The 17057-nt window shown below is 68.0% G+C and carries 11 protein-coding genes and 1 pseudogene; 10 read left to right on the top strand and 2 right to left on the bottom strand.

Annotated features, from left to right (window positions below):
* Positions 1 to 7 precede the first annotated feature (7 nt).
* From AB0E05_RS29200 to AB0E05_RS29190, 3 genes are all read left to right on the top strand, one after another.
* On the top strand, positions 8 to 754 hold the full coding sequence (locus AB0E05_RS29200) for a TnsA-like heteromeric transposase endonuclease subunit (RefSeq protein ID WP_361968857.1): 747 nt from the start codon (positions 8 to 10) through the stop codon (positions 752 to 754).
* Positions 755 to 775: 21 nt separating this feature from the next.
* Positions 776 to 3139 (top strand): transposase, encoded by a 2364-nt coding sequence (locus AB0E05_RS29195; protein WP_361968887.1) that lies wholly within the window; start codon positions 776 to 778, stop codon positions 3137 to 3139.
* A 184-nt stretch (positions 3140 to 3323) separates the two neighbouring features.
* The gene (locus AB0E05_RS29190) at positions 3324 to 4382 is read left to right on the top strand and encodes an ATP-binding protein (protein WP_361968856.1); all 1059 of its coding nucleotides are present in this window, start codon (positions 3324 to 3326) and stop codon (positions 4380 to 4382) included.
* Positions 4383 to 4418: 36 nt separating this feature from the next.
* On the opposite strand, the gene AB0E05_RS29185 is transcribed toward AB0E05_RS29190, so the two are convergent.
* Positions 4419 to 4802 carry a hypothetical protein gene (locus AB0E05_RS29185; protein ID WP_361968854.1) on the bottom strand — a complete coding sequence of 128 codons (384 nt, stop codon included), beginning with the start codon at positions 4800 to 4802 and terminating at the stop codon, positions 4419 to 4421.
* An 81-nt stretch (positions 4803 to 4883) separates the two neighbouring features.
* Here AB0E05_RS29185 and AB0E05_RS29180 point away from each other — a divergent pair, with 81 nt between their 5' ends.
* The 5 genes from AB0E05_RS29180 to AB0E05_RS29160 all read left to right on the top strand — a co-directional run bounded on the left by AB0E05_RS29180 (position 4884) and on the right by AB0E05_RS29160 (position 13372).
* Positions 4884 to 5699 carry an SAVMC3_10250 family protein gene (locus AB0E05_RS29180; RefSeq protein ID WP_361968852.1) on the top strand — a complete coding sequence of 272 codons (816 nt, stop codon included), beginning with the start codon at positions 4884 to 4886 and terminating at the stop codon, positions 5697 to 5699.
* A gap of 613 nt (positions 5700 to 6312) precedes the next feature.
* Positions 6313 to 7683, top strand: a complete 1371-nt coding sequence (locus tag AB0E05_RS29175) for a Wadjet anti-phage system protein JetD domain-containing protein (protein WP_361968850.1) — start codon at positions 6313 to 6315, stop codon at positions 7681 to 7683.
* Positions 7676 to 8956 carry a hypothetical protein gene (locus AB0E05_RS29170; protein ID WP_361968848.1) on the top strand — a complete coding sequence of 427 codons (1281 nt, stop codon included), beginning with the start codon at positions 7676 to 7678 and terminating at the stop codon, positions 8954 to 8956. The genes AB0E05_RS29175 and AB0E05_RS29170 overlap by 8 nt, the downstream gene beginning before the upstream one ends.
* Positions 8946 to 10223, top strand: a complete 1278-nt coding sequence (locus AB0E05_RS29165; RefSeq protein ID WP_361968846.1) for a hypothetical protein — start codon at positions 8946 to 8948, stop codon at positions 10221 to 10223. The genes AB0E05_RS29170 and AB0E05_RS29165 overlap by 11 nt, the downstream gene beginning before the upstream one ends.
* Positions 10220 to 13372 carry a hypothetical protein gene (locus AB0E05_RS29160; RefSeq protein WP_361968844.1) on the top strand — a complete coding sequence of 1051 codons (3153 nt, stop codon included), beginning with the start codon at positions 10220 to 10222 and terminating at the stop codon, positions 13370 to 13372. The genes AB0E05_RS29165 and AB0E05_RS29160 overlap by 4 nt, the downstream gene beginning before the upstream one ends.
* Before the next feature lie 509 nt (positions 13373 to 13881).
* Here AB0E05_RS29160 and AB0E05_RS29155 read toward each other — a convergent pair.
* Positions 13882 to 14448, bottom strand: a complete 567-nt coding sequence (locus AB0E05_RS29155) for a helix-turn-helix domain-containing protein (protein ID WP_361968842.1) — start codon at positions 14446 to 14448, stop codon at positions 13882 to 13884.
* A gap of 66 nt (positions 14449 to 14514) precedes the next feature.
* Between AB0E05_RS29155 and AB0E05_RS29150 the strand changes: the two genes are divergently transcribed.
* On the top strand, positions 14515 to 16134 hold the full coding sequence (locus AB0E05_RS29150) for a bifunctional NAD(P)/FAD-dependent oxidoreductase/class I SAM-dependent methyltransferase (RefSeq protein ID WP_361968840.1): 1620 nt from the start codon (positions 14515 to 14517) through the stop codon (positions 16132 to 16134).
* A 139-nt stretch (positions 16135 to 16273) separates the two neighbouring features.
* Positions 16274 to 16568, top strand: a pseudogene (locus AB0E05_RS29145) (transposase); the annotation flags it as partial.
* Between the last annotated feature and the right edge of the window lie 489 nt (positions 16569 to 17057).

Below are 17057 nucleotides of genomic sequence, written 5' to 3'. Positions count from 1 at the left end.
GGTCTGCGTGAGCGCGGCGACGTCCTCTGGTGGGCTGCTGGACAAGCAGGCGGGCCCAGGTGTCGTGGCGCTGTACCGCGAGCCGTACGGGCCGGTGCGCGCGTGCCCCGCGACAGCGCTGCGTGGGTTGGCCCTGGAGGAGTTCGGGCCGGTGAGCGAACCGGTGCCATATCGGGGCCGCAAGGGCATCATCACGTACTGGCCGATCGCGACGCGGGAGCAGACGGTGGTGTGCGGCAGCCTGCGGCAGTGGCGGCTGGCGATGGAGCTCGACTTCGAGCCGCAGTGGGTGGCGTTCAGCGCCGGCCCGGTGGAGCTGAGGTGGCGGGCCGGTGGGCGCGAGCGCCGCTGGCGGCCGGATTTCGTGGCTCGCAGAGCCGATGGGGTACGCGAGGTGCTGGTGCTGAAGCCGCCCGGCAAGCAGGACATGCCTGCGTCGAGGTCTCAGGTGCTTGCGGAGGTGGCCCGGGAGGCCGGCTGGCGGGTGCAGCAGGTCCGTGAGCCCTCGGGGGTCCGTGGAGGGAACCTGGCCTGGCTGGCGGGCTACCGGTTTGCCTCGGGCGAGGAAGAGGGTCACGGATGGGCTCTGCTGGAGGCTTTCAGGTCGGCGAGGGGGCTGCGGGCGGGGGTGGCGGCAAGCGGGTTGGACAAGCTGTCGGGGCTCGACCTTGCCTATCGGCTGCTGTGGCAGCAGCTGCTGCTGTTCGACAATGCGCGACCGCTGCTGCCCGATGCCGAGGTGTGGACAGCCTGAAGGCCGGAGAGGGGCGTGGCGATGACGGGCAAGGGCGGGCGTGCACAGTCACTGTCCATCGGGGCACAGGTGCGCTGGCAGGGGCAGGAGTGGGAGGTGGCGGAGTGGCGGGGGCCTTTGGTCACGCTGGTGGGGCAGAACGGCGAGGAGCCACCTCGCGCGGTGTCGTACCGGTGGCTGGTGGGAGCGGACGACTTCGCCGTTCTCACCGGTGGTGCGGCGCAGGCGACGGACGGAGCGGCCCTCAGGACGACGGGACTGCAGGAGGGACGGGAGGAGGAGGCCGCCCTCTGGCAGGCTCGCATGGTGGAGATCGACACTGGTGTGGCGCCGGGCTGCAGTGAGCGTGCGCAGGGGTTCGGGCCGGAAACGACGCTGGCCCAGAGGTGTGCTGCGATGTCGGCGCGGCTGGCGGGCGAGGGGCTGCGTTACTCCGCCCATACTCTCGCTGACAAGCGGCGTAAGTGGAAAGCGGCCGGGGAGAACCCGGTCGTTCTGCTGCCTGCGGCGCGGGAACGACGGCCGGGAGGGTTCACTGATCCGCGCTGTCTGACCGCCATGCAGGACGTGGTGGCGCGGCGCGCGAACGATTCGGACGTGACCATCGACCTGATCCGTGAAGAGGTCGAGGACCTGCTGCACGCGCGCCATGGCAAAGAGCTCGGCGGTCGGGCGGCCGTGGCGGATCTGTTGCCTTCCCGGTCCACGTTCTATCTGCGGATGAAAGAGTCCGGGCTGGCTGATGTCCTGGACCTGCCGACTCGCGGCCGTGCCGCTCTGGCCTCCACTCCGCCGCTGCCTCATGGCGGGCGTGAGGCTGTGCTGCGGCCGGGGCGGGTGACGCAGGTCGACACGACACCGCTGCGGATCCTGGCCCGCGGCGACAGCGGCCGGCCCACCGCCACGGAGATGACCACGCTGATCGACGTGGCCAGCCACAGTCTCTGCGCGCTGATGATCACTCCCAGCCGTCCCAGGGACGCCGAGACCGGGCAGGCAGGCCAGGCGACCCGCGCGATCGATCTGACCTTAATGCTGGCCCAGGCTTTCGCGCCCTGGCCCGTCATGCCCGGCTGGGACCCTCTCAGCGCGGCCGCCACCTCGAGTCTGCCGTTCGAAGCGCTGGCGGCGGCGGATGAACGGTTCACGGAGGCGACCGCCGCCCGCCCGGTCATCCGCCCCGAACTGATCATCTACGACCACGGCAGCCCCTATGTGAGCCAACACTTCACCGAGGTCTGCGACCGGCTGCGTATCGCCCGTCGCCCCGCACGCAAGAGGACCGCATCCGACAAGCCGATCGCCGAGCGTTTCTTCATCACCCTCGCGGTCCGCTTCAGCCAGTACGTTCGGCACGGCTGGCAGGGCCGCAGCCACAAGAAGCGCGGCCGCGGCATCGACCGCATGCCGCTGTTCACCATCGCGGAGCTTCAGCAGATGGCCCAGGAATGGGTGGCGCTGGAGTACCAGCAGAACCCGCACTCGGGGATGCGTGATCCGTTCCGCCCGGGCATCATGCTGTCCCCCAACGACATGTATGCCGTCCAGGTGGCCCGCAGCGGCTACCGTGCCGTACCGCTCTCCCCCGCCGAGAACCGCTTCTTCCTGCTGACGCGGTGGGTTACTCCCGGCAAGGGCGGATTCATGATCAACCGCCGGACGTATCAGCCCGTCGCGCAGGACGCCGGGCACTACCGGGAGATCCTCCTGCAAGGCGGGTCGAAGCTGCCCGGCCGCAACGGCCAGTGGGAGTGCCGCTTCAACCCGTACCGTCCCGAGCGGGCGTGGCTGTATGACCACACAACGGACACCTGGGTTACCTGCGATTTCCGACTGCGGCACCTGCTGACCGATCCGTGGACGGCGGACATGTGGCGCGAACGCGCAGAGCAGCACCTCGCATCCGGCGACAGCAAGCAGGACGAGGAAGCCATCGCCCTGTCCCTGGCGCAGCGCGACCGCCGGCGGCGCTCCTCGAAGCCGCCGCCCAAGCGCACCGGGAAAGAACCGATCTTCCAGGGACTGGAGCTGGAGACCGAGGAACCATCCCGGGATCCTTACGCGGGGCTGGAGGAGTTCGACCTGTCGACGCTTCGGCCCTATCCGGCACAGCCCATCTCTCCCTGGTCGCCTCCGGCCGCGGACGCTTTGCCGGCGCTGCCCGCAGGCGCAGGTGGCACGGAGGCGTCACAGGACGGGCAGGCCCCGCATCCACTGGCAGCACTCTTCTCCGACGACGAAGACGACGGCTACGAACCTGCGGACGGCGCCGTGGCCCAAGAACCAGACGATGTCTACGAGGTCGTCGAGGCGGAGCTCGTCGACTACGTCGATCCGGATGGTGATGTCGGTGAGGAGAGCGAGGGCGACGCGTGGGAGGCGTAGACGACCTGCGGCAGCCGTGCACAACGCGGCACCACGTCAGCCGGCGCCCCGGGCAGGACGTCCTGCTGCGGGCCGGTCTGCCGGTGCAAGGCCGGACCGCGATGAGAGAGGTGTGATGAAGGCATCCGTCGAACTACGCAACAAGCGGGAAGCACGTCTGCGCCAGCAGCTGCAGGACACCCCCATGCGGCCCCTGCCTCTGTTCCAGCTCACCGGCTGGACGCACTTCGTCGACGAGGACGTGGTCCCGCCCGCTCTGGCGCCGGACAGTCCACCCGCCGCGAACAGGAAGGAGGATGAACAGGCCATCGCCTACCACCGGCATCTGCGCATGGTGCCCACCGACGCGATGACCCACATGCAGGAGATGGTCGTCAAGGCGGTCCACGGCAACAGCGGGCGCCGTGACGGGCTGATGGACCACGTCATCGACGGCCCCTCGGGCACAGGCAAGACGTGTCTGCTGCGGGCGATCGGACGAACCGCCCAACGAGAGATCGAATCCGCCATGGGCGGCAGGCAGGCGAACACCATCCCGGTCGTGCACATCACCACCCCCGCCGACCCTGAACAAAGGGTGAACTGGATCTGGGAAATCGGCTCCTACCTGGGTCTCAACCCCGAGCCGAAAAGCCTGACCGAGGTTCTGGAGATGCGCCGCCACCAGGACGTGACCCTGTCGGTCAACTACGTCCTGGAGACCGCACAGACCCGCCTGCTCCTCATCGACGACATCGACCGCGCCTCCCCCCAGCACCTCGCCAACGTCCTCCCCTACTTCGACTACCTGCGCAACAAGCTGGGCATCTCGCTCATCTTCTGCGGCACCGGTGCCAGCCACCGCCTGCACCAGGCCCGCATCCTGGCCCAGGACCTCACACGGGTCAGTGAGGAGAACAGGATCCGGCTCGAACAGGCAGGACAGCCGGCCGAGCCCGTCTCGTCCTCCCCCACCGCCCTGCTGCCGGTGACCTGGCTGCACCCCCTGCCCCTGGGCGCCAAAGCCGAGGAACAGGAGCTGTTCCGGCGCGTGCTGACGAGCTTCGAGGCGGACCTGAGCCTGTACCGGCTGGAGGAGAACGCCCTCAGTCAGCACGCCGCCGAACTCCACCGGCGTACTGGCGGCTACTTCAAAGCCCTCACCTACGTCGTCTCCACCGCCGCCGTCCTCGCGATCCAAAGCGGCAGCGAGAACATCACTATGAAGGAGATCGACGCCGCAACAGCCCAGATCCGCTACTGAAACGAGCCAGAGCGGGCAGCGGGCCGTTCACCTTGTTCAAGGAAATACCCGGTGGATCTGGTCTCGCCGCCGCCTGCACAGGTGCCATTTGCCGGAACTTTTGGTGCAATCGACGTCAGGAAAGAACCGGACGCGACTCTCATCGACGCGGGTTCTGGCTGGCTGCGGAGCGTCGACCGAGAGGCGGCACAGCACGTCCGCTTCACGGCGGCCGTCCCTGGTGGTGTGCCAGGATCGGAACTGGCCGAAGCGGCGTTTCCGGTCGGCGGTCTCTACGAGCACGGGCGGGTCCGGTGCGCGTCCCGATCCCTCGGTGGCCTGGGCGAAGAAGGCTTCCTGGCGCAGTGGGGTGCACAGATCCACCAGCGAGGATGCCTGGGTTCTTCCCAGTTTCATGCCGATCTCGAACTTGGCGTGCATGATACCAGGGTTGGCCCCGGTCCGCCGATACAAGGACCCAGCATCACGACAGCGATGGGATGGCATGAGAGTGGGGCACCTGTGCGGGAACTACAGTATCTGACCACGGCCAAGCTGGACGACTTCTACGAGCCGCCTCGCAGGGGGCTGGTCAGCCGGTCCATGGAAGCGGAAGCCGGCGCACTTGGTATCAGTGCCCGCCTTGCGCTCGGCCTGGGGAACGCTGTGGAGCCCACGGTCACTGAGAGGGATGCCGAGCGGCTGGAGAAGGTCCTGAGGCATCTTCGGGAGAAAAGCACGGCTCACACTCAAGAGCCAGCAACGTGCGAGGAGCTGGGCGCGGGCGCCTGGCTGGAGTTCTGCGGGCGCTTCCTCTATGGCGCGGCAGCAAGAGATCTCGGGCTCCGCGACCACGGCGTTTTCACCTGGAGGTCGCTGGAAGAAGGCCACTGCCAGCACCGTGACGACGAATTCTGCAGCCGTATCCAGCTGTTCCTCTGCGGTTCGATCCAGCACGTGCGGGACCACCGTGACCATCCGCCCAGCAGGATGGGGTCCGGCTCGGACTGGCTGCACGACCTGGCAGCGGATCTGGTCGCCCGTGAGGCCCGGGACGATACGTCGCTGCCGAGCCTGTTGGACTCCACCGGGATCAGTGACCAGGAGTTCGCGGCTCGTTCCGCGTTCGCGATGCTCTCCGACCACCGGACCGCCGGCTATCTGAGCGGGCACGCGCGGGTACTGTGCAACTTTCCGCCGGAGCGCCTGCGGCACCGGCTGATCGTCGCGACCCCCTTGTACGTGGAGACCGGGCTGCAGCCTCCGTCGGTGGGGGTGACCTCGGCCGCGCCACCCACGACGGGGTGGTTCGGACGCTGGCGCCGTCGGCGCGCATGACTCCTGCAGGCGCGAAACGGGCCCTGGCAGCTTCGCGGAGCAAGGAGGGAGACTCCTCCCCCAGCAGGATCACGACCTTGACGCTGTGACCAGTCCGGCCCAGGCTCCCGGGGTCTCCTCCCGCGTGAGGGGTGGCGCAGTGCGGGGCAGCGGCCTCTCTGGGCGAGTGATGACGAACCAGGCGGAGGAGGCGTCTGTTCGAGGAGGGAGCTCTGCCAGATATGCGCGAAGAGCCGATCGAGGGTGCTCCGGACTGCCTCGTCGTCGGATCAGTCGAACATCGGCGCGATGCTGCCAGCTAGCCGAACCTGGCTCTGACCCCTCCCAGATACAAATCTACCCAGGGCCGGAATCAAAGGGACGGCGTGCGGACAGTGTCTGGCCCGTGACAGGTACAGCGTTGATTCTCCTCGCGGGCAGTCTGGGGCCCAGAGCCCGTAGCAGGTGACGGTACGTTGCTGTGCCCACTTTGGGTCAGTGTTGGATTGAACTCATTTTGTCTGCTTGTGGGACGCAAGAGGCCTTGTACATGCCTTCCTAACAGAGTGGACCTGCCTGGGTCCAAGATCCGATGTGTCTCTGGGGAGGGCATGTGAGTGCCGGGGCGGGCGCTATGGCCCTGTTGTTCAGTGAAGCGGAAGGCCGCATCCGGGTATCGCTGGCTGAAGTGCCGGAGGGCACACATGCTCTGTCCGTGCCGGTACGCCGTGAGGGGATGAACCGCGCACCGCGTAATCGCCGGGGCTTGCTGCGCATTCGGGAAGTCGACCTGGTGACTGCGCGGGAGCAGCCGGCCTATGAACCTCCGGAGACTTTGGATAGCCGGCATCTGGTGTGGGCGCTCTCGGCGCAACGGCGCTCTTGGGCCACGGTGGAGTCCCGTTTCGGAGACAGGGCGTGGGATGTAGCTCTGGCGCTGGTGCGGTGCGGAGGCGTGGTCCTGCGTTGCGCGGTTGATGACGATCTCGAACTCGCCGGGCCGTTGGCATGGCGTCTGTCTCATTCGTGGGCATTGCAGGCGGATGAGTTGTTGCAGGAACTGCGCGGATGGCGGGACCCGGATGAGGTACGCAAGGAACTGCTTGCGTTGCTGGCGCCGGTACCGGAGTTGGAGCGGGAGCAGGTGCTGCTGGATGCCTGTCCGGCTGGTTCGCCGCTGAGGGTGCCGCAGGACAGTGCGGTCGCGACCGAAGCGTGGACTGCCTATGAGGCGGCGGTGCGCGCGGCGTCTGTGTGGTGGCCGGCGCACCGGGACGGGGAGCGGTTGTCCGCCAAGGAGTTGGCTGGCCTTGCGTTGAGCGGGTCGAAGAAGTGGACCCCTCCACGGCAGGTGGCTTTCGAGAACCTGGTCGGGATGAGCTTTGACCTGGCGCTCGATGAGGCTGATGTCGATATTCGAGTGCGGGGGCCTTTGCGGTGGCGGGTGGGGTCGGTGGCTGCCGACGCTGCGGTGGCCAAGCCGTGGATCGCTCTGCCTGCTGGTGCTCTGCGACTGGTGGGGGAAGTCGAGCACGGCGGGCGGGGCGTCTTCTTGGTTGAGAATTCCGACACATTCGAACGCGTGTGCGCGATCCCGGAGATTACGTCGCAATGGCTGTGCATCTGGGGCAAAGGGTACGTCACCAACAAGCTGGTTGCCCTACTGGGGTGGATGCGTCCGGATCGGCTGGCCATCTGGGGAGACCTGGATGCGGATGGGATTGCCATCATCGATGATCTGTCCCGGCGCTTGGACCGCAAGGTGCATCCGGTGGGGATGGAAGTGGAGATGTGGCGTGCTGGCCCCTACCGGGATCAGGAGCCGGAGCAGTATCCGAAGGCGCGCGCTCTGGCGGAGAGGATGGCGGCGGAGGGGCCGGTGGAACTGCGGGCCCTGGCGGCGGAGATCGCGATCTCGGGCGAATCGTGTGAGCAGGAGCCGTTGCACCGGAAGGTGCTTCCTCGCTTGGTTGGGCTGTTGCAGGCGGTGCCGGCCGGTGGGTGAACAGCTCGCTTTCGGGGACGGCGATCGGGAGGATCTGGCAGCCGCTGTTCAGTTGGCCAACTGGCGGGCGTTCATGGCTCCCGTTGCTGAGGATGCTGGTGCTGTGGCGCAGCACCCGGAGGTGGCGCGGGTGGCGCTTGCGATCTTGAAAGTGTTTGCCGAGCACGCCGGGGCGCACGGGCTATCGAAGGCTGAAGTCGTGCAGGCGTTGAAGGGCAATCCTCAGGGGTGGCCGGAGGAGCTGATCGATCGGCGTTTGGCTGTCCTGATCCGGCTGGGGTTCCTTGAGCCCTATCTTCTGAAATCCCATCAGGACCGGTACGTCGTGCGGCCTGCAGGGCTGGCGGGCGCTTTGGCAGCTGAACGGCTGGCGGAGCACGGGGGCGTTGATGAGTTGATCTTGCTGTTGGATCGGGCGAGGGCGGTGTTCGATCGCAGCAATCCCGACCCGGAGGCGGCTCTGAACTATCTGGTGTCGTGCCGGAACGCGCTGCGGGTTTTCGCTCTGGATTTGCAGCGGCAGATCGCTACCGGCACGACGGCCGAGTTGATGGAATCTCATCGACAGCATGATCATCAGGGGTTCACGCGCCAGGTGAAGGAACTGAACAAACTGGTCACGGACCGGTTCAGTGGTGACTGGGCGCTGGAGGAAGCTGGTTCGGCTCTGATCGAGGCGGAGCAGTTCTACCGTCTGCAGGTCATGGCCGCCGCAGACAAAGTGCTTGAGCAGGGCGGCGGCAGTCTGAACTTTGACGTGCTGACCGTGAAGGAGTACGACCACGCCGCGGTCCAGGGTGACGTCGAGCTGCTGTCGCAGGTGGGTACGGCACTGGTCGCCGACGTGCCAGCAGTGTGGATCGAGCCGGCTCAGCTCCTGGAGACAGTGGAGGGCTTCGCCCCGCGCTCGCGGGCACGCGTGCGGCCTCTCGTGGTCGAGGGCGACGACAATGATGAAAACGATCCTTTGCAGTGGGCCGAGGATGCACACGCGCATCTACGGGAGCGGCGTCGGCTGCGGGCCGATGAGCTGTTAGAGGCAGACGAGGAAGTCGATCTCACGCAGGCGCTGTACGAAGCGGGATGGCCTGCGGCTGCGTCGATCATCATCGATGTTATGGCGCTGAGTGACGATCCTGACGAGCCCTATACGGTCGTGGTGGAGGACGGTTTGCTAGCCGATCCAGAGGCCTCCGTCACCTATCTGCATCCCCTGCGTCTTCGGCGCCAGAATGTGCCTCAGAGGGCCGATGGGGGTTCGGATGGCTTCTGAACAGGACGCCATCCGTGAGGCGGATGAGGACAGAGCCTTTCAAGCAGCCTTGCTTCTGGGGCGGTTGCGGGCCGCTGGAGTGACATCGGCCGAGACGACCGGTCCCGTGGCGGCTGCCGCTGCGGCTGCGGCCGCCCGGATCGGACGCCGGGTGATCCGCGTGCACGGGGTGGGCCGGCTGGCCGATGTGCTGGTCTTGGGGTGGGACGGCGAGACGGCACCGGCTGCCGGCCTGGCGCCAGCGCTCCGGATTGGTTTGTCGCCGGTGCCGACCCTGGTGTGGGCGGCCTGCCTGCGCGCGGCATGGCCGCGGCCTGAGCGCGCGCCGTTTCCGGGCGGGCCGTTTCGGCGTGCCGCCATTGTGGCGCTGTGTTCTCAACTGGGCGCGGACCGCGAAGCAGTGGAGCGGGCACTCGAGCGGACCTTGCCGGAGGCCGGCCTGATATCCGTGGACAGGGACGAACTGCGGCTTGGGGCAGCCGTTGCGGCGTTCCCTGCTGTGGTGGTGGAGGGCCTGCGCCGCGGACACCATCAGCTGCCGGCTCCCGGGGCGGACGAGCAGGCGAGCGGGGAGCCGGATTCGGCGGTGCCGCCGCATGAGGTCCGGGCCGATGCCGAAACGGCACTTGAGATGTCTGATGGATATGTGGTGCGGTCAGTGATCGCCACACTAGAGACGGCTCGTCGGCCGGTGCCCCGGGGTGAGCTGCCGATGCTGGCCGATCCGGCGATACGGGCCGCGGTGGATCAGGCCTTGCTGCCGTGCGGGCGGCAACTGCTGCAGACAGCGGAGGGCAACTGGGTCACCGGATTTTGCGACCCGCTCGCCGACGCCCTGGTGGCCGAAAAGGTCGGGACCCTCGCCGCGGTGGACCGGGCCGTGCTGGCCCTGGTCCTCCTGCACACGGTGGCGATTCCGAGAGCTCAGGGGCGGCACCGGCACAACCGTTGGACGGGGGAAGCCCACACCGTCACCCTGGCGGAGCTCGCCTCCAACCGGCGGATCTCCAAGGCCGCGATGAGAACGGCGCTGCGCAGGCTGCGGGCGGCAGGCATGGTCGCGGAGACCACCACGGGCCGCTACCTGCCCGGCCCCGCGCTGGAGCGCATGAGCGAGGCCCGCAGCAACCTGCTCTGGGAAGACCTGATCCTCGTTGGCCGGCCCGGCGGGCAGCTGGCCGCCGCCATCCGCCGACGGCGTGGCCTCGAGGTCCCGGCGTCTCGGGGCGAGTTATCTGAGATCCCGACAGAGACGGACCGCATGTGAGTCAGCAGATCCATAGCGCACGTGGCAAGCGGGGAGTGATCGGCACCCGTCAGCTGGTCGCTGTCCAGACGTTCTCCATTGCCCGTCTGACCTCCCACCCGGTGGCAATCGTCCCCGGCACATTCGTCGCGGTGACCGGGCGGGGGCCGAAGGACTCCAATGAGTCGGGAAAGACCAGCTTCCTGTCTGCCCTGGCCCTCTTGCTGGGAGACCCGGAATGGCGCATGACGGGCGGTGGCTCCGTGCACGCACCCAAGCTGCTGTTCGAGCCCGTCACCGCCGGCGCATCGCCAGAGGTGAACGAGGCCGCCACGATCGGCTATGTGGTAGGGGTCTTCGCCGAACCCGAGGATCCGCTGGGCAGCGCACACACCGTGTGGCTGCAGGTATCGGCCAAGTCACCGCACATCGAGGTACGGCACAAGGAAGGGGTGCACCTTCTGCTCAGCGGAGACGATCGCACCCAGCACGAGCTGGCTCCGGGGTTCTTCCGCGCCCTCGGTGGTAAACCCCTGGGGGCCACGGACTACGCGGAGATCCTCTACGGGCGCGCCCCGCGTCTGCTGGCCTACATCATCAGCCGCGGCGGCATGCGGTCGCGGCCCTCTTTGCTGAAGCTGGATGCGGGCACCTTCACGCCCGTGCAGATCGGGGAGGCGCTGCTCGATCTCACCGGCAAGGCCGGCATGCTCGCCACGGATGTACAGGCCCGCAAGGGTCTGGCTAGGACGCAGAAGAACCTGGCCGACAAACTGGCCGATGCCGAGAAGTCCTGGCACGAAGAGGAAATCATCCTTCACTCTGTCGAAACCCGGCAGCGGGCCCGGGTGGAGGCCGGCCGGGCTCATCTCTTCTGGCGACTGGCATCGGCACGCGCCGCCCTTGATGCCGTCGTCTACGAGCGCCGGATCGGCAGCAGCCTAGCCCGTGTCGAGGATGATCTGGCAGCTCTGGCTGCGCAGCATGATGCAGTGCAGGGCCAGCTCACCAAAGCCCGCGACCTCGGCCAGCTCCGGCAATCGGCCCGTTCCGCCCAGTTTCGCAGCGACGAGCATCAGCGGGAGGTGGAGGAGGCCAACGAGAAGGTGGGACTGCTTCGAGGCGACTTGAAACGGGCGCAGCAGGATCACCGCCAGGCGCGGCAGCAGGCCGAGGACTACGCCGGCCCCTCCCCCACCGAGCTCGCCCAACACGTCAGCGACCAGGAGGCACATCAGCTCGAGGTGAAAGCCGAACTCCTGCTGGCCGAGAAACGTGTCAAGGCGCTGGAGGGAGAGCTCGCCGAGGCCCGGGAGGGGCGCACCGGCCAGGCGGGGGCGGCGTTGCGGGCCCTGGAGGGGGCAACGTCCCACCGGAGGGTGGGGCTGATGGCCACCACTCGCGTCCGTCCTGAGGCGCGGCCCCAGTGGGAGGCCCGCCTGGCGCCGTGGAGGGAGGCGGTGTGTGTCGCCTCCGATGCCCTGGAGAATGCCAGCCGTGCGGTGAGCACTCTGCCCGGGACCATCCTCATCTGCGGGCCGTCGAGCGAACCGGAAGCGGCAGGTTCCGGCGCCCCGGATGGCTTGCCCGAGGGCATCGTGGACGCCGATCCCCTGGCGGTGCCGTTCCTGCGTGCCCTGGCCGATGCCACGGAGGTGACGGTTCCTCCGCATGCCTGGCTGTCTGGGCTGGGGGTCCGCGTCATCGGAGGCTTCGAGAAGCCGATCGCCGGCCAAGAAGACATCTGCGCCCACCTTGAAGGGCAGCAGGACCAGGCCCGGGCCCGGTGCGCTGCGCTGGAGACCGCAGCCGACCTGCACCGTCGCCGGATCGCCGAACTGCGCCGGGACATCAAACGGGCCGAGGCCCAAGAGCTCGCACAGCGGCTCGTTCCCAAGATCCGCGAACTCGAGGACACCCACGCCCAGTGCGTTGCCGCGCTGCCCGGGCTGCGTACGTTGGCCAAAGAGGCAAGCGAGACAGCGCATGAGGCCCAGACGGCGTTCCTCACAGCGAAGGAGCGCGCTGACAAGCTCGAGGGCGAACTGCGGAAGCTGAAGGACGAGAGGGCGCAGGCGACGCGGAGGAAGGGGAAGCTGGAGGAGCTCCGCAGGGAGCCAAGCACCGACCGGGCACGGATGATCTGGACGGGCTCTGAGGAGGAGGCTTTGGAGGAGCTCAACTGGAGCTGCCTGCCCGAGGATGAACCCGACGCAGAGCCGGCCGACGGTATCAGCTCCTACGCCGTCGTACCGCGCGACACCGAACACCCGCCCGAGGTCCGCACCTGTGCGGACCTTCGCAGCGAGAGCCGGTCCCGGCTGACGGCGGCACTGACGCGGCTCGCCGCAGACACGGCAACCACCGGTGTGGCCACCGTGGAGATCGCCGACGCCCTGCACCATCACGAGGCGCACACCCACGATCCGCACGACACCATCTTCCGTGGCTCGCTGACCGCGCTGAAGACGTGGCTGGATGAGTACGAGGAGCGGGACGCAGGAGCTCGGGAGCAGGTGGAGGTGAAAAGACGGGAGCGGGAGGACGAACAGAGCTACCTCCACGACCTCGTCGAGGAGTCACGCCAGGCCCTCGAGGAAACCCAGGAGTCCATCAAGGAACGCGTGCACAGTGCGCTGGACCGCATCAGCAACCAGCTCAACCTACTGCACAAAAAAGAGGGGTACGCAGCCGACCTGCTCTACAGCGTAAGCGCGCCAGAGAGCGCCGAGGGCCAGTGGATCTGTCATGTCGTGCCCCGGTGGCAGCGCAACCCGGGCGGCTCCTTGCTGGCCTACGATGCGCCCACCAACACCGCCCAGGAGAAGCTGTTCTCCATCCATCTGGTCCTAGCCGCCCTGCTGGCCGCACCCGACACGCGGGGCCGCGTCCTCATCCTCGACGAACTCGGTGACTCACTCGGCGCGGAGCACCGTCGCGAAGTGATCGCCGCACTGCGTGACGCCGCGCTGGAACACGGCATCACGGTGTTGGCCACCTGCCAGGACGGCCTGATGGCGGACGTGGGGCCGATGTGTGGCCAGGTACTGCAGTTCCGCTACTACTCGAAATCCGACCCCTTGAACCGGCCCACTGCCATGTACGGCTTCGACGCCAACCGGCGGCGCGTCAAGCTCACCTTGAATGATCTCGTGGTCAGCCGATCCTGAACGACGTGTGCGCATCCGCCGACGGTCGCTGACCCGACCTCGGCACCCGCAGCCGGAGCACGGCTCTCCTCGTCGTCTTCGTCCTTCCACCCCTCGTAACCCGTCATCAGTATCCTCGAAGTCGTACGGCACCGCGGGATGCCCGTGCCTGTAGATACGCAGGGATCAACCTCCTTGCACAAGGCCAGCCAACCAGCTTGTCACCACCGACCACGCCCGCAGCCACGCTCTTTGACCCACTCCGCTCCCCCACGCCTCCAGACCACCCCTGACCAGCACAAAATCGCTCCACCAAGCCACCCGGCAATAGAAAATCCCACGGAGATCACTACATTCTGAAATGATCACTGAATTCGCACTTCAGACGCACTTTCCGCCCCGGAGTCTCCACGAAACCCCAGCTCAGCCAGATACGACACAACGACTGACAATCCTGAAACGATCACTGGATTAGCAGCTCAGCGCATTGCGCAGACAGTGATCCTTAGCGGATTCTTCACCGCTGCTGATCACTCGTTCCCGCGATGCACGTGCGCGTGCTGACCGTCACGGTCGAAGATCGTCAACAGCTCGGCCGGGCCGTCGACCGCGGCGAACGCGTGCGGCGTCATGGTGGCGAACTCGGCCGCCTCGCCGGCCTCGACGGTGATCTCACGATCGCCGAGCAGGAGCAGCAGCCGCCCGCTGAGCACGAAGAGCCAGTCGTGGCCGGGGTGGACCCGCTGCTGCGGCCGGGCCGTGGTCGGCTCGACCAGCATCTTCACGGCGACCGTGCTGCTGTCCGGCCTGCTCAGCGCCCACGTCGTGCACCCCTTGACCCGGCTCGGCGTGGGGCGGATGACCACGTCGTCGTCGCTGCTCACGTCGAGCAGCGCGTCCAGGCCGACCTGGAGGCCGGCGGCAAGCGGAAGCAGTACGTCGAGGCTGATCGTTCGCTTCCCGGTCTCGACGCGACTGATCGTTGACGGACTCAGGTTGGTGCGCGCGGCGAGCTCGTCGAGGGAGAGCCCAAGCGTGGTGCGCAGGCTGCGCAGCCGGGTCCGGACGACGTGCTCGATGGTGGCGAGTTGGCTCACGATCCCTCCTTGCGGATTCTGCAAGGAGTCTGGCACATATCGCCAGGGGTTTCTACGGTGGAGGGCATGAGCCACCACCACACCGGCCCCGCCAGCTCCGGCGCACCTGCCGCTTCGACTGTCATCCGCCACTGCGACGTCGCCGTCATCGGCGGATCGGCCGCCGGCCTCGCCACCGCCCTGCAGCTCGGCCGGCAACGCCGGTCGGTGATCGTGGTCGACTCCGGCGAGCCGCGCAACGCGCCTGCGGCGCACATGCACGGCTTCCTGGGACGCGACGGCACAGACCCGGCGGAGCTCCTCGCCGCCGGTCGCGCGGAGGTGCGCAGCTATGGGGGCGAGGTGCTGTCCGGCCGTGCCGTGCGGGTGGCCCGGGACGGCGAGCTCTTCGTCGTCGAGCTCGCCGAGGGCACCTCCATCGTCGCTCGCCGGATCGTCGTCGCGACCGGCCTGGTCGACGACCTCCCCGAGGTCGAGGGGCTGGCGGACCACTGGGGCAGCACGGTGATCCACTGCCCGTTCTGCCACGGCTACGAGGCCCGCGACCAGCAAATGGTCCAGCTCATCACCCATCCGATGGGGCTGCACGTCACGCCGCTGCTGCGGCAGTTGTCCACGCGTCTGACCGTGCTCGTTGCGGACGGCGTGGAGGTCGACGAGTCCGAGGTCGCCACCCTCATCTCAGCGGGTGTCGACGTACGCCTCGCCACCACCGCGCACCGTGTCCTCACCGATGCCGACGGTCGCCTCACCGGGATCGAGCTGATCGATGGCTCGATGATCGGCGCCGACGCGATCCTGATCAACCCGCGCTTCGCGCCACGCGCCGAGCCGTTCACCGGACTTGGCCTGCAACCCTCGCCCCACCCGACCGGCACGGGCCAGGTGATCGAGGTCGATGCGATGGGCGCCACGGCCAGCGACGGGGTCTACGCGGTCGGCAGCATCACCGATCCCAGCCAGCAGGTGCTTTCGGCCGCCGCCCACGGCAGCCGCGTCGGTGGCGCCGTCGCGATGGGTCTCGCCGCCGAGGACGTGCGCACCGCGGCCCGCCCGTCCGGTTCCGTCGCCGACTGGGATCACCGCTACTCCGGCGACCCGATCTGGAGCGGCAACCCGAACGGCTCGCTGGTCGCGGAAGTGGCCGACCTGCCCGTCGGTCGTGCGCTCGACGTCGGCGCCGGCGAGGGCGGTGACGCGATCTGGCTGGCCGAGCAGGGCTGGGAGGTGACCGCGAGTGACATCTCCTCGCGCGCGCTCGACCGAATCCGGGTCGAGGCCGAGCGGCGCGACCTGACTGTCACGTGCGAGCTGGCCGATGCCAACGCCTGGGAACCGTTCGCCCAGGAGGCCGCACAGGGCGGGTTCGACCTCGTCTCGGCGGCGTACGCGTCGATCCCGCGTACGCCCGATCTGCGCGGCGCCCACAACGTGCTCGACGCCGTCGCCCCCGGCGGTTCCCTGGTCATCCTCAGCCACGACCTCGAAGCGATGCGCAACCCACAGCACGAGCATCGCCCGTTCGACCCCGACGCCTACCTGCACATCGACGACTTCGTGACCGCAATCAAGGCCACGGCCGGCTGGACCATCCAGGTCGACGACAAATGCCCCCGCCCCCCGGGCTCAGCCAGCGCATCCCACCACACCCACGACCGGGTCCTGCGCGCCCGCCGGGCGAGCTGAGCCAGCACCACCAGCACATGGCAGCGGCCCCGATGCCAGGCCAGCGACCGACCCGGCCGGATCAGCCTGCACCCAGGAGAACGCCTCGCCCGGGAACTGCCGCGCGCTCGCCGCGTACCAGGGCCCGTCGGGGCGGCCCAGAACCGGGCCGAGCCCGGTCGACCGCGCCCGGCCCGGCTCAAAGCACCACATCATCACCGACGCGGGCGGCACACGCCATCCCCCTGACCGGCGGAAACCGCCACGACGTCACCCAGCTGCTACCCCTGCTCGACGCAACTCCCCACATCCGCGGGACCACCGGCCCCGGCAACTGTTCGCCGACCGGGGCTACGACTACGACAAGTACCGCCGACTCTCGTGGAAGCGCGGCATCAAGCCAGTCAACGCTCGCCGGGGCGTGCCACACGGCTCCGGAGGGCGTCAGCCGGTGGCCTGGTCGTCGCGCTGTCGCGTTGTGGCCGTGGGTGACCCGGTGCGGGCGGTCTCGCCGTGGCGCCGACCAGGGGTTTACGGGCCAGGAGACAGGCGTGTGGCCTGTTGACCCGTTCATTGGGCTCTGGCTCCAGGCGTTTGGTGACCGCGAGTCCGACCTGTTACAGCAGACCGACCATGTGGAGCAGTGGGAGTGCGACCGCATCGACGTCTCATTCGGTGTTGCGGAGACCGTCCGTACCTGACAGCACGACGAAGGTTTTCGGGACCTCCCCGCCCAACATCAGCGAATGATATGGGAGTTCCGGGTTCCGCGGTCGACACATCACGCTATTACCGTGAGATACGGCGTGGACACGGCAAGTTCACGGCTGGCAAGCTGCCGCGCGTCTGTTTCCTCTTGACTACAAGGAGTACAGCGTGCGCAGAACCACCGGCCGGTCCCGCAGACCGGCTCGGCACAGCAGACCCCGGCCCCTGGCCTTGAT

This window comes from Streptomyces sp. NPDC048057 (assembly GCF_040653095.1).
Classification (GTDB): Bacteria; Actinomycetota; Actinomycetes; order Streptomycetales; family Streptomycetaceae; genus Streptomyces.
This window is presented reverse-complemented; position numbering and strand designations above follow the sequence as displayed.

Excerpts from the sequence above, each read along its gene's own strand:
- AB0E05_RS29190 (WP_361968856.1), top strand. The coding sequence starts at position 3,324 with ATGCGGCCCCTGCCTCTGTTCCAGCTCACCGGCTGGACGCACTTCGTC.
- AB0E05_RS29150 (WP_361968840.1), top strand. The coding sequence starts at position 14,515 with ATGAGCCACCACCACACCGGCCCCGCCAGCTCCGGCGCACCTGCCGCT.
- AB0E05_RS29185 (WP_361968854.1), bottom strand. The coding sequence starts at position 4,802 with ATGCACGCCAAGTTCGAGATCGGCATGAAACTGGGAAGAACCCAGGCA.
- AB0E05_RS29175 (WP_361968850.1), top strand. The coding sequence starts at position 6,313 with ATGGCCCTGTTGTTCAGTGAAGCGGAAGGCCGCATCCGGGTATCGCTG.
- AB0E05_RS29165 (WP_361968846.1), top strand. The coding sequence starts at position 8,946 with ATGGCTTCTGAACAGGACGCCATCCGTGAGGCGGATGAGGACAGAGCC.
- AB0E05_RS29195 (WP_361968887.1), top strand. The coding sequence starts at position 776 with ATGACGGGCAAGGGCGGGCGTGCACAGTCACTGTCCATCGGGGCACAG.